We start from the raw sequence: 15,284 nt of genomic DNA on the forward strand, positions 1-15,284 counted from the left end.
TTTTTTTTTTTTTTTTTTTTTGTTTTTTTTTTTTTATATTTAACAAAAACATTCGGGGGGGGGGGCCCCCCAAATAAGTAATAATTATTCACTTTTTTCTCCTACGCTATTATACGATATTATACCCATTTTTTCTATAAATATATCTCTAATAATTTAGTGTCAGAAATCTTTCACGGCCGGGTCTGAATATTATTTTCTAGCCTGAATTTCCTGGCGCAGTTTAGAAATAAAAACGTCCGCAAGGAATGTTTCGGATTTTCCCTCGCGGTCGCGCACGGAGAGCGTGTTTTCCGCACACTCTTTGTCGCCAAGGACAGCCATGTAAACGACTTTTTCCATTTGCGCCTGACGGATCTTGTAGCCGATCTTTTCGGAGCGCGTATCCAGCTCGGCGCGGATACCGCTGACAGTTAATTGGTCAAACAATTTTTGCGCAGGCTCGTGATGTTTCTCGCTGATCGTGAGAATTTTCACCTGCACCGGCGCCAGCCAGGCCGGAAATTTGCCAGCGTAATGCTCGATAAGTATGCCCAAAAATCTTTCCAGTGAGCCATAAACCACGCGGTGGATCATTACCGGCCGGTGTTTCTCGTCATCCGGCCCGATATAGCTCAGATCAAAAAGCTCCGGCAGATTCATATCGAGCTGTATCGTGCCGCACTGCCAGGTGCGCCCCAACGCGTCCTTGATGTGAATATCGATCTTGGGGCCGTAAAAAGCGCCGTCGCCCGGATTGACCTTGTAGGTTTTACCGGCGGCCTGAAGCGCCTCTACCAGCGCCTGTTCGGAGCGCGCCCAGGCCTCGTCACTGCCTACGGATTTGGCCGGACGGGTCGAAAGTTCCAGATGATAGGACAAGCCAAAAATACTGTACACTTCGTCGATAAGCCGCAGCACATTTAAGATCTCAGCCGTGATCTGCGTCTCGGTCATAAATATATGGGCGTCGTCCTGATGAAAAGCGCGCACGCGGAAAAGCCCGGACAGGACGCCGGATTTTTCGTGGCGGTGCACCAGGCCAATCTCCGCCGAACGTATCGGCAGCTCGCGGTAAGAATGCTGGGTTTCACCGTACAGCAAGATGCCGCCCGGACAATTCATCGGCTTGATAACAAAATCCTGCTCGTCGATCTGCGTGGTGTACATGTTTTCGCGGTAATTGAACCAGTGGCCGCTTTTTTCCCAGAGCGCGCGGCTGAGCAGCGCCGGAGTTTTAGTTTCTCCATAACCGTACTTACGGTGTTTTTCCCGCCAGAAATCCAGCAAAGTATTCCACAGGATCATTCCTTTGCTATGGAAAAACGGAAAACCCAAACCCTCGTCGTGAAAAGAAAAAAGATCTAATTCTTTGCCGAGTTTGCGATGGTCGCGCTTCAGGGCTTCTTCCTGAACATGCAAATAATTTTCCAATTCTTCTTTAGAAGAAAAAGCCGTGCCGTAAATGCGCGTCAGCATTTTATTTTTCTCGCTGCCGCGCCAATACGCGCCGGCAGTTTTCAGCAGCTTGACCGCCTTGATCTGCGCGGCTTTGACGACATGCGGCCCGGCGCATAGATCGCTGAAATCGCCGCTGTCGTAAAAGCTAATTTCCCCATCGGTCAGCTCCGCCAGCAGCTCCAATTTATACGGCTCGTCTTTTAATAATTTTTCCGCTTCGGCTTTGCTGACCGTCCGGCGCGTGAACTGCGGATTTTGCTTGATGATTTTCTGCATTTCTTTTTCGATAGCCGGCAGATCCTTGTCGCTAATGGCCACGCTTCGGCTCCCTTCGACCGCGCTCAGGGCAGGCCGCTCAGCGTCCGCGCCGCCGCTCGAAAAATCAAAGTCATAATAAAAGCCGTCGGCAATAGCCGGGCCGATCGCCAGTTTTGCTTCAGGATAAAGATGCTTGACCGCGGCAGCCAAAATATGCGACGCGCTGTGTCTTAAAGTGCTTAATTCCGGCTGATCCCCGCTCATAAAATTTTCTCGCTAATTAATTGTATGACATGGGCAGGCCCAGCATAATGCCGAACGGAGTGCACACTTCGCCGGGCTGCGGCCCGTCAAAAATCCCGCGCTCGACCAGCGAAAACATCAGGTCTTTTTCCAGCTCGAAAATTTGGCGGCGCGACATAAAACGAAAATGGCCGGCGATCTGCGGAGCGCGCAAACCCAGCACCAGCAGTCCGCCGGACAGCGCCGGATACCGCATTTGGGTAAAGCTCATATTGGCCGTTTGCAGCAAAGCATCGATCGACCGCAGTTGAAAAGAAATATTTTCACCGTTGTCTCTGGTCATTCTCCGGCGCGCAGCCGGACGCCGTTTAGCCGGCTGGGAAGCCCTGGTTTTGGCCAGACTGGCTTCAGCCTTCAAAAAATGCAGTAAGTCAGTTTTCAGCACATCATTCAAAACTGTTTTGACGATCAAGCCCATTTTGTCCGCCAGGCCATCGGCAAGATTTTCTATCGCTTTTTCCTCATTTTGCCCTTCGCCAAAAACCTCAGGGAACATCGAACAGCTGGCTTTGAAAGTGTCGTTTTCCTTTCTGACCACTATTTCAAAATCCACCGGAATATTCATCATAAACCTAAGATTAACATAACTTCGGTGATAAGGCAAAAGGCCGGCCGCAAAATTTTTCGGGTCAGCCTGGAAACAATTCCTTCACCCACTGCGTTTTCTGGTCAGCTGGCTCGGCGGCATAGGCTTCCAGAACTACGTCAAAATTTACTTCCCGTCCGTAAACATCTTTGAGCAGGCCGCAAATGAGATTTTTGTTCTGCGGCTCAAGCAGTTTATTTTTGTGAAAGCCGTAACTTTCCTTGAGCTGCAAAACCAGCGCGCCGTCAGCATAAGTTTTTGGCCGGGACTCACATAGTAATGTCAGCAGCAGCGGTTTTTTTTGCTTGACTTTGTTCAGGAAAAAATTCCAGGATTGTTTGACGGCGGCAAAAGTCAGCGGCTGAGCCGGATCGAGCGCGGGCGGCGCTGCGGCGCTATGCGCCGCAGACATATTTATTGTCTGCGGCGCATCCGGCGGAGTTTCGTTTTGCGGAGGCGGAGAGAAAACCGGTTTGACCATCGTGGCTTGGGACGGCGCAACGGCGTTGAACGCCGCTGCGGCAGCATTCAAGGGCGGCGCAGCGGCGCGCGGCGGCGTCTCAGTTGGCGGCGGCGCGCATAATTCCAGAACAGCCAGCTCAAAAACCAAACACACATTGGGATTCCAGCGCATGTCCTGCTCCGCGCGGGCAAAAACGGCGATCATTCTTTTTAGTTCCGCGGCGGTAGTCTTGTCCGCCACAGCTTGCAGCGCCGCCAGATCTTCCGCGCTCAAATCCAGAGCCTGCCCCGCGCGCAAAGACAGCAGCAATAGATCGCGCAGACAATCCAGCAGATCACGGCCAACCTGCCGTAAATCTTTACCGTCGGCGGTCAAGCGGCCGGTGAATTCTAGAGCGCCGGTCAGATCGCGGACAATGATTTTCTCCAGCAGCTCGGCCAGCGCGGTATTCAAAGCCGTGCCCAGAGAGGACAGGGTTTTTTCAAAAGTAAGGTCTGTGCCTTCCGCGGAGATCAGGCGGTCCAGCAAAGACAGGGCGTCGCGCATACAGCCATCCGCCAAACGCGCCAGATAATTCACGGCGCGGCTGTCGATGGTCACGTTTTCTTTTTGACAAATGGTTTGGAGATGCGCCTCTATCTCCGGCACGGTGATCCGTTTAAAATCAAAACGCTGGCAGCGCGAGAGAATAGTCGGCGGTATTTTTTGGATCTCGGTGGTCGCCAGCACGAACACCGTTTGTTCGGGCGGCTCTTCCAGAGTTTTGAGCAGCGCGTTAAAAGCTTCGGTCGTCAGCATGTGCGCTTCGTCAATGATGTACACTTTGTAGCGGCAGGCCTGTTCCAGCGGATTGTAGTTGACCTGCTCGCGCAGCTTGCGAATTTCGTCGATGCCGCGGTTGGAAGCGGCGTCCAGCTCGATGACGTCCACCGCCGTGCCGTCGCGGATCTTTTCGCACATGGGGCACTGGCAGCAGGGCTTGACCGTCACGCCGTCGGCGCAGTTCAAGGCCTTGGCCAAAATCCGCGCCAGACTGGTTTTGCCCGTGCCGCGCGGCCCGGCAAAAATATAAGCGTGCGCCAATTTATCCTGCTGCAGCGCGTTTTTGAGCGTCTGCACGATCGGCTGCTGGCCGATTATCGTGTCAAAATCCTGCGAGCGGTATTTGCGGTAAAGAGCCAGATGCGCCATGTTTACTCCGTATCGGCGTAAAAACGCGGAACGCGTTTGCCAATGCCGCACATAATCTCATAATCAATAGTGCCGGTCAAATCCGCCAATTCCTGCGCCGTAATTTCCGCGCCGCCCTGCCGCCCGATCAAGACCACCTCGTCACCGGCCGAGACGCTGTCGTCCACAACAGCCAGGCACATATCCATACAGATGTTTCCGCAAAGTTTACAGGAGCGGCCGTTGATCAAGACGCGGCCGCGGTTGGAAAGCAGGCGGCTCAGACCGTCAGCGTAACCGGCGGAAATAGTCGCCAAGCGCGTCGGTTTTGGCGCCGTGAAAGTCGCGCCGTAACTCACGGACTCGCCGGCGGGAATGGTCTTGACAGCCATGACGCGCGATTTAAAAGCCAGCGCGCCGCGGTACAAACCAATGCCGAGCCTGACCATATTGTACTGCGCCTGCGGAAACACCAGCAGCGCCTGTGAACTGAGCGCATGAATATATTTAATATCCGGCAAAATTTCCTGAGCCGCCGCCAGACAGGCGGCAAATTTTTCCAGCTGTTTTTGCCCCGCCGCGTCCAGACAAGCCAGATGCGTGAAGAGTCCCTCCACCTCGATATTTTTTAAATTTTTTACTTTTCGCAAAAACTCCGGCAGGTCTTGCGGACGGAGGCCGACGCGGTTCATGCCGGTATCCACTTTGACATGCACTTTTACTTTGTCCGGCGCGGCCGCGGCCAGCCGCTCAACAAAAGCGTAGTCGTAAACCGTCTGCGCGACCGCCAGTTCGATCAGGTGGGGGATATATTGTTCCGCGGGCTGGCTAAAGATCAGGATCGGCGCGGTGATCCCGCTCTGGCGCAGTTCCTGCGCTTCGCTCAACCAGGCCACGCCAAAATAATTAACACCGCTGGCCGCCAGTTTTTTGGCCACGGCCGGAGCGCCATGACCGTAGGCATCAGCCTTGACCACGCCCAAAATTTCCGTCCCGCGGCTTAATTTGGCGTGGTAAGTTTCGAGATTTTCCGCCACTTTCCGCAAATTTATTTCCGCAAACGCTCTTTTCATTTTTTGCTCTTTATTTTATTTTTGTTTTTATTTCTGACCGTGGCGCGCGCTGGAGATTTCGGCACGGTTCTGGGCAGCAGCGCCTGACAAATTTGATACAGCAAATGCAGCAGGATAGCCAGCAGCAACAAAGCGCTACCAATAACTGCCACCGGCAACCAATCCAAAAGTAGACAGATGTTGAAGATCAGCCAAAATTCCGTACGGCTGAAAAATAAGCGCGGCGCTTTCAGCTTCAAAATCTCGGCCTGCTGCCAGACGAACAGCGTCAGGCCGCGCAAAAGCAAAACGCTCAAAAGCACAACGACCAGAAAATAACTGTCCGCAAAAATCAAGCTGATGAGCAGCGGCGCCAAAAGCAAAATGTCGCAGAGCATATTGGCCAGCGCGTTCCAAAATTTACCCAATCTGCTTTCCAGACCGGTTTGCCGCGCGTAAATGCCGTCAAAATAAGTAAAAAACCAGGCCAGAAAAAAACAGCCGACCGCTTCCCAGGGCCGGCCGTAAAGCACAAAACCGCCGCCCAGCAGCGCAAAAAAAACCGCCACCGCGGTCAAAAAGTTGGGCGTGCAACGGAACCAGCGAAAAAAATTTATCAGGCGCAAAAATTTCTTTTCGTAAGTTTTTAAGCCGCGCCGGTCCCGCCAGAAAAACATCGAGAAACTCAGCGACATAACAAATTTATCCATTCTGGTAATTGATTTTAACACGCCTCTACCTTATATCCTTATGCCGAAATTAAGCCCAAATGCCACACCAGCAGCCAAAACAAAGCGGCCAAAGCCACAGCGGCATAGACGCCGGCCAGCACGTCGTCTAGCATCACGCCCCAGCCGCGCGGCAGTTTTTGGCTGCGGTGAATTCCCAGCGGTTTCACTATATCAAAAAAGCGAAACAAGGCAAAACCCAGCGCGGTGACGCCGCCGTTCATAATTATCAGCATTATTTTGGCCGGCGAATCCGGCATCCACAAAAGCAAATTCGGATTTGGGATGAACAATAAAAAATTGCCCAGCCAGCCGGCAAAAAAAGAGGTCAGCCACAAAGCCAGCAAAAAAGTCAGGGACTGGCCAACCACTTCATCGATAACAATTTCGCGGGCGTCTTGTTTTTGGTGCAGGCGATCGTACTCGCCGGAAACAAAAACGCCGAGCAGAAAAAGCCCTGCCACCAGCCAATGGTAAAACCAGAAAAAATCCCAAAACGCCAGCAGATTTACGGTATTCACTACGCTGGCGTATATCAGGACAGCCAGCAAACTGCCCCAGGTGCCGGGCGCTTTGGGCAAATAGCCGACATAACCCGCCGTGGCCAGAAAATCGATTATCCTTCTATATAATAATCTGCCGGGCTTCTGCTCGTCCGGAACAGTTTTTCCCGGCGGCTGGATCTGCCGGCTGAGCAAAGCTAAAAATTTTTTCACGCTGTCAGCGGTTTTATGTTCCGCCTTGTAGCCCGGATAACCCTTGGCTAGCTCGAGGTCGCGGCGCAGATCGAGTTTCTTCAGCCGCGCCACATGATTATTGCCAAGCAGTTTGTGATAGCGCGCCAAATATTCCTGCTCGGGCTGACCGTCCGTCGGGATCAAAAGCGCCTTTTTTTCCAGCTCCGCCAGATCCATGACCGTAGAGTAACCGGAGCGCGTTACGACCAGCGCGGCGGCGTTCATCATTTCTTCCTGCTGTTTCCGGTTTAAACTGCCGAAAATCTCGACCGTGCCGATCTTTTTATGATAGCCGGTTTTTTCCGGCGCGCCCAGCGTGATGACAGTCTGGCGCCCCTGCAGCGCGTCAAGGGAAGCCAATATTTTTTCCTCAAACACCGTGCGCTGCGGCTCAGGGCCAGAGATCGAAATAAAATAATCCAGCTTCCTTTTAGTCCGGCGTTTTTTCAGCATCGACAAAATACCGATGTACTCCACGTCTTTTTTCTTAAGAAACCAAAAGTCGTGCGTCAGCAGACCGGAGATCGAATTTTCCTCCGTGTCCGGCACAATGAATTTCGTAAAATGTTTTTTGACGCGGCGCATATAATTTTCCGTAAAAATCTCGCCAAACCAGGTCGCGCGCGCGGTGGACTGCTTGAGCTGATTGGACAAAAAATAGCTGGGTTTATCCGGCAGATAAATGCCCATGCGTGAATCCGAAAAGACCAGATCAAATTTATATTTGGCCTGCAGCCGCAAAAAGGCTTTGTGCTCGTCCAGAACTTCTTTGACAAAAAGCGGCGAGTTCAGCAAAAAACGGCGCGAGGAAAAACCTTTTTTGCGGAAAACCCGGTTAAAAGAATAGTCCGGCAGCTCAAAATACCCGGCAACGGTCTGGCCTAATTCCTGCCGCAAGAAAGCCAGCGAACGGCCGTAAGCGATGATGTATGTCTGATAGCCATAGTCGATCGCCGCCCGCACCAGAGGCATAGTGCGCGTCGCGTGTCCCAGGCCATAGGAATTGAAAGCGAAAACGATTTTTCGCCCTTTATTCTTGCGCATATTAATTAATTATAGCAAAGATTACCGAAATTCGGGACATTTAATTAACCGCGCGATAACGCAAAAAATCCTGCAAAATCTTCTGGGCAAAATTTTTGGCCTTTTTATCCAGCCGGCTAAAACCCCTCAGCAGTTTTGCTTCCGCGGCGCTTTCTTTGAGCAAAACATTTTTCCGCTCGGTCTCCGAAAGCTCTTTAAACCACCAGTTTAAATCCAGGCCGTACGCCCTGCTGATATTAAACAGCGTCACCAAATGGGGCAGCCGATAGCCTTTAAGCAGCCGGTAATACTGCGCGTACTCCAGATCCAAAAAATCGGCAGTTTCTTCAATGGTTTTGCGGCTGTGCCTGCGGAGTAATTGCAATTTTTTACTAAACAACGCTTTGAGTTCGGCGTCATTTACCCGTTCGCCCACTGGACACTTCCTTGCTCGAATATTGAACACATTTTAGGCATTAACATATATTTTTCTTATGTAATAAACAGCATAATTATCTATTGACAATATGTCTCTTGGGTATATAATAAAAACAAACCACTACACAAGGAGGCATTTATTATGACTATCGCAACAGGCCAGCCAATGCTGGCGAGTGACATTAACAATTTGACTTTTTTTCCGATCGGGACAATTTTAATGTACGACGGCGCCGGCTGGCAGGACAATGTGACGCTTAGCGGCTGGTATAAATGTGACGCCGCCAATGCCGAAGCCGGCCGCGCGCCAAATCTGGAAAATCGATTTATCCGCGGCGGGACTATCGCCGGCAACGGACGGGGAAACACCGGCGGCAGTGACAGTGTAACTCTTATGACCAGTAATCTGCCAAGCCATGATCATAGCTTAACTGGACTAACAATAGGCGGCGGCAATCACTCACACAGTGCCGGTACCTTAAAAGCCGACAGCGGTTCAGCGGAACATTCACATGGCGCGGGCACTTTAAAGACTGCCACCGGCGGAAGCCACGAGCATACTTTCTCCAATGGAGCTACAAATGAAACAGGGGCTCATCAGCATATACTGCGGAATTATGGCTCTGGCAGCGGAGCTGCGGACGGCGATGGCGGTTGGACTGATATTGGTGAAAGAAATATGTCTTCCAGCGCAGGAAACCATTCGCATACTGTAACCGGCAGTATTTCATCCCATCTAGGCCATACACATGATATGACAGGCTCCACGGAACAAGCCAGCGCATCACACACACACAACATTAGCGGCAATACTGCTGCATCAACAGAGCACACTCATACGGTATCCGGAGGAACAATTAGCAGCACCGGCAGCGGCTCGTCATTCAATGTAACGCCACCTTATTACAGCGTGATCTATATCAGGAAATGCGCCTAAACGGACAGCCCGGCCGCCGTCACCAGCTCATGATCTTTTTCAACAGAATTACCGGCGGTGGTGAGATAATCGCCGAGCATGAAGCCATTAGCGCCGGCGGCGAAAACCAGATCCTGCCGGTCTTTCAATAATTGCTCGCGGCCGCCCATCACGCCGATATTTTTGTCCGGCAGAAAAAAGCGGAACAGGGCGATAGTTCGGCAAATAGCGTCGACGCTCAACGGCGGCAGGTTTTCCAAACGCGTGCCGGCGACAGGATTGAGAAAATTCAAGGGCACGGATTCCGGTGATAGCTCCGCGATGGCCTGCACAAACTCCACGACCTGCTCCTTGCTCTCGCCCAGACCCACAATGCCGCCGCAGCATAATTCCAAACCAGCCTCTTTGGCCGCGCGCGCTGTCCGCACCCGATCCGCGTAAGTGTGCGTTGTGCAGATCTGCGGAAAATAAGACTCCGCCGTTTCCAAATTGTGATGATAGCGGCGTAAGCCCGCGGTTTTTAATTTTTGCAGAGCGGAGCTGTCCAGTATACCCAGCGAGGCGGCGGCGTGAATGTCTTCCGCGGCGATCAAGCGCACGGCGGCGAGCACCCGCTCCAGATCCTGCGGCGCCAAGCCTTTGCCGGAAGTCACAATACCGAAACAATGCGCGCCGTTTTTTTTGGCGAGCAGCGCTCTGGCTAAAATTTTCTCCGGCGGCAAAAGCGCGTAAGTCGCCACGCCGGTCTGATGGCGCGCGGACTGGGCGCAGTAAGCGCAGTCCTCCGGGCAGGAGCCGGATTTCGCGTTGACGATACTGCAGAGCTGGGCGTGCTGGCCGGTATGCCTGTCGCGGATCTCCCGCGCCTGACGCATTAACTCCGGCAGCTCGGCGGCGGGAGTGTTGAGAATAGCGAGGCCGTCGGCGGCGGTAAGCATGCGTGAATTATATAACACGACACTGAGTAGAACAAATTTAACTTAAAGTCCTATCACTACCGCTAGACCATCCTGCACCCGGGAAATCTCATCTGCTGTAACTTGCCCAAGACATTTTATTAAACGTTTTTCAGACACAGAACGGACTTGAAAACAATCAGCCGCCGATGATTTACTCAAACCATTGTCATTATTGGGCACAATCTTTATCATCCAGGATACCGCGCTGTAATGGTCTTTCCAATCGGTCAACGGCACAATTATTTTTAACGGTAGTTTACCAATCGTATTGTCATTGATAATTAAGGCGGGACGAGTTTTTTTGATCTCCGCGCCAATAGTCGGCTCCAAACTGACCAGCCAAATCTCGCCTTGCTTCATAAAAACTCTTCATCATCCAAAACGGTAAAAGCCAGCAATTCCCGGTCATTTTTGTAGTCGTCAGCTATGATGGCGACAGCCTTTTCTAAAGATTGGTTTTGTTCATCTTCCCGAACAGAATGAATAATTTGCTCGGCAAGCCACATCCGCTGCTCCACCGGCATTTCCCGAATTTCATCTAAAATACTGGCAGTCCCGTACATAAGACAATTATATCATATTTGCTCACCTTGAAATCGCTCCTTTGAGCTGTACAAACAACGTTTCCCGCAGCCCGTCCAGATTTTGCGCGGCGGCGGCGGAAATGCTTAAAGTTTCGAGCTGCGGAAATTTTTGTTTGAACCGCGCGATATTTTCCGCGCTTTCAGGAATGTCAATTTTATTGAAAACGACGAGTTGTTTTTTTCGCGCCAATTTCGCGCTGTAGGCTTTTAACTCCTGATTGATGATCTGATAATTTTGCGCCGGATCGCCGGACAAACCGCTCGCGTCGATCAGGTGCAGAATTATTTTCGTGCGCTCGATGTGGCGCAAAAATTCGTCGCCCAAACCCGCGCCGGACGAGGCGCCCTCGATCAGACCGGGAATATCCGCCAGCACAATATTTTTTTTATGCACCGGCAAAATGCCCAGATTGGGCGACAGCGTGGTAAACGGGTAATCGCCGACCTTCGGTTTGGCGTTGGTCAGCATTTTAAGCAGCGTGGATTTGCCAGCGTTGGGCAGGCCGACCAGTCCGGCGTCCGCGATCAGTTTTAATTCTAATTCCACCCGCAGCTCTTCGCCGGGCAGACCGTGCTGAGCATAAGCCGGCGCTTGATTGCGCGAAGTGGCGAAATGATAATTACCCCGCCCGCCCTTGCCGCCTCTGGCCAGCAGAAATTTTTCACCGGGACTGGTCAGATCCGCAATTATTTTTTTGGTTTCGGCCTGACGCGCAACAGTCCCGCAGGGCACCAGAATTACAATATCGTCCGCATCGCGGCCGGCCATTTTGTTGCGCAAGCCGTTCTGCCCGTCCGCCGCGCTAAATTCTTTTTTGTAACGAAAATCGTTCAGCGAATTCAAGCCGGTGTCCGCCTGCAGATAGATCGAGCCGCCCGCGCCGCCGTCGCCGCCGGCCGGCCCGCCAAAAGGCCGATACTTTTCGCGCAAAAAATGCTTGCCGCCCACGCCGCCGTGCCCGGCTTTGACGTAAATAACCGTTTCATCGAGGAACATGCGCGGAATTATAGCATGCGGCTGAGCAAGGCCTGGACAATTTTAATTATGCAACTTTTATAATATATATAACCGTATAATACGCTGGCACGGTATTTACAGAAACCGGTATCGACGTCGTTGAACCACTGCCAAAATTCCCCGTATTACCGCTCAAGGTAATCGTATGAGTGTGATTTGCGTTCGCGCCGCCCGAAGTCACCGAACTACCGGCAAACGTATGCGCGTGCGTGCCGCCGCCAGTGATCGAAATTCCTGTCGTGCTGCTTTCCACACTGCCTCTGCTGCTTTCCGGCCGGCCCGCATCTCCGCTGGCAACCCCGCAAATGCCGTTATTGCCGCCGGATTCGTTATGCCCTGTAAAACTATGGCCATGTCCGGGGTCATAAACATTAGTAGCGGCATGACCATGCGCTCCTTCCCCGGAAATAGTTCCGGCAGCCGTAACTGTATGGGTATGTCCCTGACTTTCATTGCCCGTAGTCAATGTTCCGGTCAGGGGGTGATTATGAGCGGGCAAATTCTCAGGGGTCAAAGTAATATTCGCGGAACCAGAATCACTGCCGCCGATGGCGCCGGAGCTTTCCGCGCCGCGCAGAAATTTATTGGTCAGATCCGGAATGTTCGGGTCAGCAACATGATTGGCGGCATTGCAGACTTTCCAGATCTTTTTAAATTCCGCGCCGGTCGCGCTCCACGCTGCGGAACTGAAAGTCAAGATCGCGCCTTTCGGAAAAAAAGTCAGATTGTTAATGTCGCTCGCCAGCATTGGCTGGCCTGTTTGAATAGTCATTTGTGTCCTCCCCGTAAAAATATTTTATATCGAAACATGATTATATTTTATCAGATAATTATGATAAAGCAAGCCCCCTGGAACAGTTAGAATCTGGCCATCAAGCAGGAGGCCGCCAATGGACAAGTCTAATCTGGAAAAAGAATTAAAAATCCTGATCAGCAGCAAGCTCAAACAAATCCGTAAACAAAGCGGCAACACGATCGAGCAGATGGCAGAAGAGATCGGCATCGAATACACTAATTTTTGGAATCTTTACAGCGGTGTCAATCTGCCACGGCTGAGCACTTTGTTTCAGTTGAGCAAAACCTACAATTTTCCCATCGGCTACTGGTTTGAGGGCCTAGAAAAATTGACGGTCAAAGAAAAAGCCGCGGCGCGGCAAAAGACCAAACTGGCCAATTTGCTGAATGTTTATCAAAAACTGGACGAGAATACGCAGGACGTGGTGCTAAACATTCTTAAAAGCCACGCGCGCCGACGCAAACACACTATCAAATAACAGAATAATAGATTAGGCCGGATAGACCGAGACTTTTTGTTTTTCGCGGTTGTGGCGCTCAAATTTGACCACGCCGTCGATCGTGGCAAAAAGCGTAAAATTGTGTCCCAGGCCGACGTTTTGCCCGGGCAAAAATTTCGTCCCTTTCTGCCGCACGATAATATTGCCGGAGCGCACTTTTTGTCCGCCGTAAATTTTGACACCCCAATACTGCGCGTTGCTGTCACGTCCGTTGCGGGAACTGCCCTTGCCTGTTTTATGCGCCATTTTTTACTCCATTACCTGTTGATTTTCTCGATCCGCACAACCGTATAATTTTGCCGGTGGCCATTCTTGCGGTTGTAACCAGTTTTCGGCCGGAATTTTTGGATAATGACTTTTTCGCCCTTGGTCTGCTCGACCACCGCGGCCTGCACCGACACGCCGCTGAGATACGGCTGGCCGATCTGCACCGCGTCTCCGTCCGCCACGAGTAAAACCCGGTCAAAAACCACAACGGCGGCTTTTTCCGCGGCTAATTTTTCCACCGGAAAAACATCGCCCTCCGCCACTTTGTATTGTTTACCGCCCGTTTCGATAACCGCGTACATATTTATACCTCGCTTAAATAGGCGGTAATTTTACTTTAAGCAACAGTAAAAATCAATACATTGACCGGCACAAATTTCTCGATACATAAAGTAGCAAACCCATTTATTTTTCTTGGTATAAAAAAGCTGGAAATGGGTATACGTCTACCATATATGAATATGCTGAAGAAAATATTATTTAGTCTCCTGCTGGGAACCTGGGTCTTTGGCTCCACGGCCGGCAGTTTTCTGGACAACCCGATCTCGGCGCGCGCGCTGGGACTGGGCGGCTACGGCTCGGCTCTGCAGGAAGGCAGCGCGGCCTATCTCAACCCGGCCGTCATCAAAACGCAGAACAATCAGAGCTATCAGCTGACGCAGGGCAAGCTGCTCGACGAAGTCAACTACACGGCCTTTAATTATTCGATCGGCAATATCGCTTTTCTCGATCTGGGTTTAGGTTTTTCTTTTCTTAACGCCGGCATCGACGGTCTGCAGGAATCAACTTACGACAATGACACCGGCACCGCCGCTTACACCGGCCAGACTTTTGGCTACACCGGACGGGCATATATTTTGACCGCCGGTCTCAAAGTTCTGGACAATTTAGCGCTGGGGCTGAACTTCAAGACGGTGCAGGAAAATCTTTACGACCAAAGCAGTCTGGGCAGCGGGCTGGACATCGGTTTGCTCTGGCACACGCCAAAATTCGCGGCGGGATTGTCCCTGCTCAACATTGTGCCGCCCAAACTGACCTGGACCCAGGGCAGCGAGGAAGAATTGAACACGCGCCTGATCGCCGGCGCCGCTTATGAGATACTGGACAGCTGGAAAATTTACGCCGACGCGGAACAAAGCGGCAGCCGGCCTTTTTACTACGGCGTCGGCACGGAATATGTGCTTTTCAATATCGCGGCGCTGCGCGTGGGCTACAATCCCGATCAGCTTTCTTTCGGCACCGGCGTCAATCTTTTTAATTTCAATTTAGATTACGCTTATATAATGAAACATGCCGATTCCGACGCCGGCGCCACACATTTTATTTCAGTGGCTTACCGGATCGAGAACAAAAAAGAGATGGACAATATTGCCAGCGCCGACCGCGGCCGCAAGAATATGACCGAGGCGATCGAAGCGGAAAAATTGAACAAAGAATTGGCCGCGCAAAAACTGCTGGAAGCAAACAATCCTGAAGAAACGGCCGAGATCGAACCGCTGCCGATCAAGGACAAAGAAGAAATTATTGAGACTGCCGCCGTGCCTCCGGCCGAAGCCGCCAAACTCGATCCGATCAAGCCGGTCACCACGCCTAAAAAAGCGGTCAAAATTACGACTAAAAACGCCAAAGCTGTGGTCAAGAGAAACCGGAGCGCTAAATCGAGAAATGCTGTTACAGTCAATATTACTGAAGAGTCGGCCAACGCCCTGTATGATTATCGTATTGCGCTGGTCACGGCCAGATACTATGAGCAGACCGGCAAACTGCAGGCTAATATTTATCTGGACAATACCGGCAATCAGCCGCTGGCGGTGCGCACAGCTTTCCGCCTGCTGGACAGCGACAACAAAGTACTCTGGGAAAATAAAAACCGCGCCACCTCTATCAATGTCGGCAGTACGGAAGTGCTACGGCTCACCGCTGAAAAAGAACTGCCCGCCGGAGCTTATTTTCTAGAGATAACTTCCAGCTCACCGGAACTGAGCAAGTATCAAAAAGAAACTTATATTAAACGTAATTGAATAAAAAAATCGTTCTTGGCGCTTTG

Annotated in this window: 16 protein-coding genes and 1 pseudogene; 3 read left to right on the plus strand and 14 right to left on the minus strand. The window is 51.5% G+C overall.

Annotated features, from left to right (window positions below):
* Positions 1-192: 192 nt before the first annotated feature.
* The 7 genes and pseudogenes from thrS to LBJ25_03355 all read right to left on the minus strand — a co-directional run bounded on the left by thrS (position 193) and on the right by LBJ25_03355 (position 8,196).
* Positions 193-1,935 (minus strand): annotated as a pseudogene (thrS, locus tag LBJ25_03325) (threonine--tRNA ligase).
* 43 nt (positions 1,936-1,978) lie between these two features.
* Positions 1,979-2,569, minus strand: a complete 591-nt coding sequence (locus tag LBJ25_03330) for a hypothetical protein (protein ID MDR1452988.1) — start codon at positions 2,567-2,569, stop codon at positions 1,979-1,981.
* Between the two features lie 61 nt (positions 2,570-2,630).
* The gene (gene dnaX, locus LBJ25_03335) at positions 2,631-4,241 is read right to left on the minus strand and encodes a DNA polymerase III subunit gamma/tau (protein MDR1452989.1); all 1,611 of its coding nucleotides are present in this window, start codon (positions 4,239-4,241) and stop codon (positions 2,631-2,633) included.
* Positions 4,242-4,243: 2 nt separating this feature from the next.
* Positions 4,244-5,293: an alanine racemase gene (gene alr, locus LBJ25_03340; protein ID MDR1452990.1), complete on the minus strand. Its 1,050-nt coding sequence runs from the start codon at positions 5,291-5,293 to the stop codon at positions 4,244-4,246.
* A complete protein-coding gene (locus LBJ25_03345; GenBank protein MDR1452991.1) occupies positions 5,290-5,982 on the minus strand; it encodes a CDP-alcohol phosphatidyltransferase family protein in 693 nt (230 codons plus the stop codon). The genes alr and LBJ25_03345 overlap by 4 nt, the downstream gene beginning before the upstream one ends.
* Positions 5,983-6,020: 38 nt before the next feature.
* On the minus strand, positions 6,021-7,781 hold the full coding sequence (locus LBJ25_03350; GenBank protein ID MDR1452992.1) for a phosphatidylglycerophosphatase A: 1,761 nt from the start codon (positions 7,779-7,781) through the stop codon (positions 6,021-6,023).
* Between the two features lie 40 nt (positions 7,782-7,821).
* Entirely contained in the window at positions 7,822-8,196 is a 375-nt protein-coding gene (locus tag LBJ25_03355) for a helix-turn-helix domain-containing protein (GenBank protein MDR1452993.1), read from the minus strand.
* Positions 8,197-8,340: 144 nt separating this feature from the next.
* Here LBJ25_03355 and LBJ25_03360 point away from each other — a divergent pair, with 144 nt between their 5' ends.
* Positions 8,341-9,135: a hypothetical protein gene (locus tag LBJ25_03360; protein MDR1452994.1), complete on the plus strand. Its 795-nt coding sequence runs from the start codon at positions 8,341-8,343 to the stop codon at positions 9,133-9,135.
* Here the strand turns inward: LBJ25_03360 and bioB are convergent.
* The 5 genes from bioB to LBJ25_03385 are packed head-to-tail and all read right to left on the minus strand — an operon-like array spanning position 9,132 to position 12,447.
* Positions 9,132-10,052, minus strand: coding sequence for a biotin synthase BioB (gene bioB, locus LBJ25_03365; GenBank protein ID MDR1452995.1), 921 nt, complete (start codon positions 10,050-10,052; stop codon positions 9,132-9,134). The two genes, LBJ25_03360 and bioB, sit on opposite strands and share 4 nt — an antisense overlap.
* A gap of 42 nt (positions 10,053-10,094) precedes the next feature.
* Positions 10,095-10,433, minus strand: coding sequence for a type II toxin-antitoxin system PemK/MazF family toxin (locus LBJ25_03370; protein ID MDR1452996.1), 339 nt, complete (start codon positions 10,431-10,433; stop codon positions 10,095-10,097).
* Positions 10,430-10,636: a hypothetical protein gene (locus LBJ25_03375; GenBank protein MDR1452997.1), complete on the minus strand. Its 207-nt coding sequence runs from the start codon at positions 10,634-10,636 to the stop codon at positions 10,430-10,432. The genes LBJ25_03370 and LBJ25_03375 overlap by 4 nt, the downstream gene beginning before the upstream one ends.
* A 22-nt stretch (positions 10,637-10,658) precedes the next feature.
* Positions 10,659-11,654 (minus strand): GTPase ObgE, encoded by a 996-nt coding sequence (gene obgE, locus LBJ25_03380; protein MDR1452998.1) that lies wholly within the window; start codon positions 11,652-11,654, stop codon positions 10,659-10,661.
* Positions 11,655-11,700: 46 nt separating this feature from the next.
* Positions 11,701-12,447 (minus strand): hypothetical protein, encoded by a 747-nt coding sequence (locus LBJ25_03385; protein ID MDR1452999.1) that lies wholly within the window; start codon positions 12,445-12,447, stop codon positions 11,701-11,703.
* A 118-nt stretch (positions 12,448-12,565) separates the two neighbouring features.
* Here LBJ25_03385 and LBJ25_03390 point away from each other — a divergent pair, with 118 nt between their 5' ends.
* Positions 12,566-12,949 (plus strand): helix-turn-helix domain-containing protein, encoded by a 384-nt coding sequence (locus tag LBJ25_03390; GenBank protein ID MDR1453000.1) that lies wholly within the window; start codon positions 12,566-12,568, stop codon positions 12,947-12,949.
* A 12-nt stretch (positions 12,950-12,961) separates the two neighbouring features.
* Here LBJ25_03390 and rpmA read toward each other — a convergent pair whose 3' ends face one another.
* Both rpmA and rplU read right to left on the minus strand, forming a co-directional pair.
* Complete coding sequence (gene rpmA, locus LBJ25_03395; GenBank protein ID MDR1453001.1) at positions 12,962-13,216, minus strand: 50S ribosomal protein L27; 255 nt, start codon at positions 13,214-13,216, stop codon at positions 12,962-12,964.
* Between the two features lie 11 nt (positions 13,217-13,227).
* Positions 13,228-13,539 carry a 50S ribosomal protein L21 gene (gene rplU, locus LBJ25_03400; protein MDR1453002.1) on the minus strand — a complete coding sequence of 104 codons (312 nt, stop codon included), beginning with the start codon at positions 13,537-13,539 and terminating at the stop codon, positions 13,228-13,230.
* Between the two features lie 159 nt (positions 13,540-13,698).
* Here rplU and LBJ25_03405 point away from each other — a divergent pair, with 159 nt between their 5' ends.
* Positions 13,699-15,258 (plus strand): type IX secretion system membrane protein PorP/SprF, encoded by a 1,560-nt coding sequence (locus LBJ25_03405; protein ID MDR1453003.1) that lies wholly within the window; start codon positions 13,699-13,701, stop codon positions 15,256-15,258.
* The last annotated feature ends 26 nt before the right edge of the window (positions 15,259-15,284 follow it).

The organism is Candidatus Margulisiibacteriota bacterium, from assembly GCA_031268855.1.
Lineage (GTDB): Bacteria > Margulisbacteria > Termititenacia > Termititenacales > Termititenacaceae > Termititenax.

What these genes read in the sequence shown, in the direction of transcription:
- LBJ25_03350 (MDR1452992.1), bottom strand. Translation starts at nt 7,781, where the DNA reads ATGCGCAAGAATAAAGGGCGAAAAATCGTTTTCGCTTTCAATTCCTAT.
- LBJ25_03405 (MDR1453003.1), top strand. Translation starts at nt 13,699, where the DNA reads ATGCTGAAGAAAATATTATTTAGTCTCCTGCTGGGAACCTGGGTCTTT.
- rpmA (MDR1453001.1), bottom strand. Translation starts at nt 13,216, where the DNA reads ATGGCGCATAAAACAGGCAAGGGCAGTTCCCGCAACGGACGTGACAGC.
- LBJ25_03385 (MDR1452999.1), bottom strand. Translation starts at nt 12,447, where the DNA reads ATGACTATTCAAACAGGCCAGCCAATGCTGGCGAGCGACATTAACAAT.
- LBJ25_03345 (MDR1452991.1), bottom strand. Translation starts at nt 5,982, where the DNA reads ATGGATAAATTTGTTATGTCGCTGAGTTTCTCGATGTTTTTCTGGCGG.
- LBJ25_03390 (MDR1453000.1), top strand. Translation starts at nt 12,566, where the DNA reads ATGGACAAGTCTAATCTGGAAAAAGAATTAAAAATCCTGATCAGCAGC.
- alr (MDR1452990.1), bottom strand. Translation starts at nt 5,293, where the DNA reads ATGAAAAGAGCGTTTGCGGAAATAAATTTGCGGAAAGTGGCGGAAAAT.
- LBJ25_03330 (MDR1452988.1), bottom strand. Translation starts at nt 2,569, where the DNA reads ATGATGAATATTCCGGTGGATTTTGAAATAGTGGTCAGAAAGGAAAAC.
- rplU (MDR1453002.1), bottom strand. Translation starts at nt 13,539, where the DNA reads ATGTACGCGGTTATCGAAACGGGCGGTAAACAATACAAAGTGGCGGAG.
- bioB (MDR1452995.1), bottom strand. Translation starts at nt 10,052, where the DNA reads ATGCTTACCGCCGCCGACGGCCTCGCTATTCTCAACACTCCCGCCGCC.
- obgE (MDR1452998.1), bottom strand. Translation starts at nt 11,654, where the DNA reads ATGTTCCTCGATGAAACGGTTATTTACGTCAAAGCCGGGCACGGCGGC.
- LBJ25_03360 (MDR1452994.1), top strand. Translation starts at nt 8,341, where the DNA reads ATGACTATCGCAACAGGCCAGCCAATGCTGGCGAGTGACATTAACAAT.
- LBJ25_03370 (MDR1452996.1), bottom strand. Translation starts at nt 10,433, where the DNA reads ATGAAGCAAGGCGAGATTTGGCTGGTCAGTTTGGAGCCGACTATTGGC.
- dnaX (MDR1452989.1), bottom strand. Translation starts at nt 4,241, where the DNA reads ATGGCGCATCTGGCTCTTTACCGCAAATACCGCTCGCAGGATTTTGAC.
- LBJ25_03375 (MDR1452997.1), bottom strand. Translation starts at nt 10,636, where the DNA reads ATGTACGGGACTGCCAGTATTTTAGATGAAATTCGGGAAATGCCGGTG.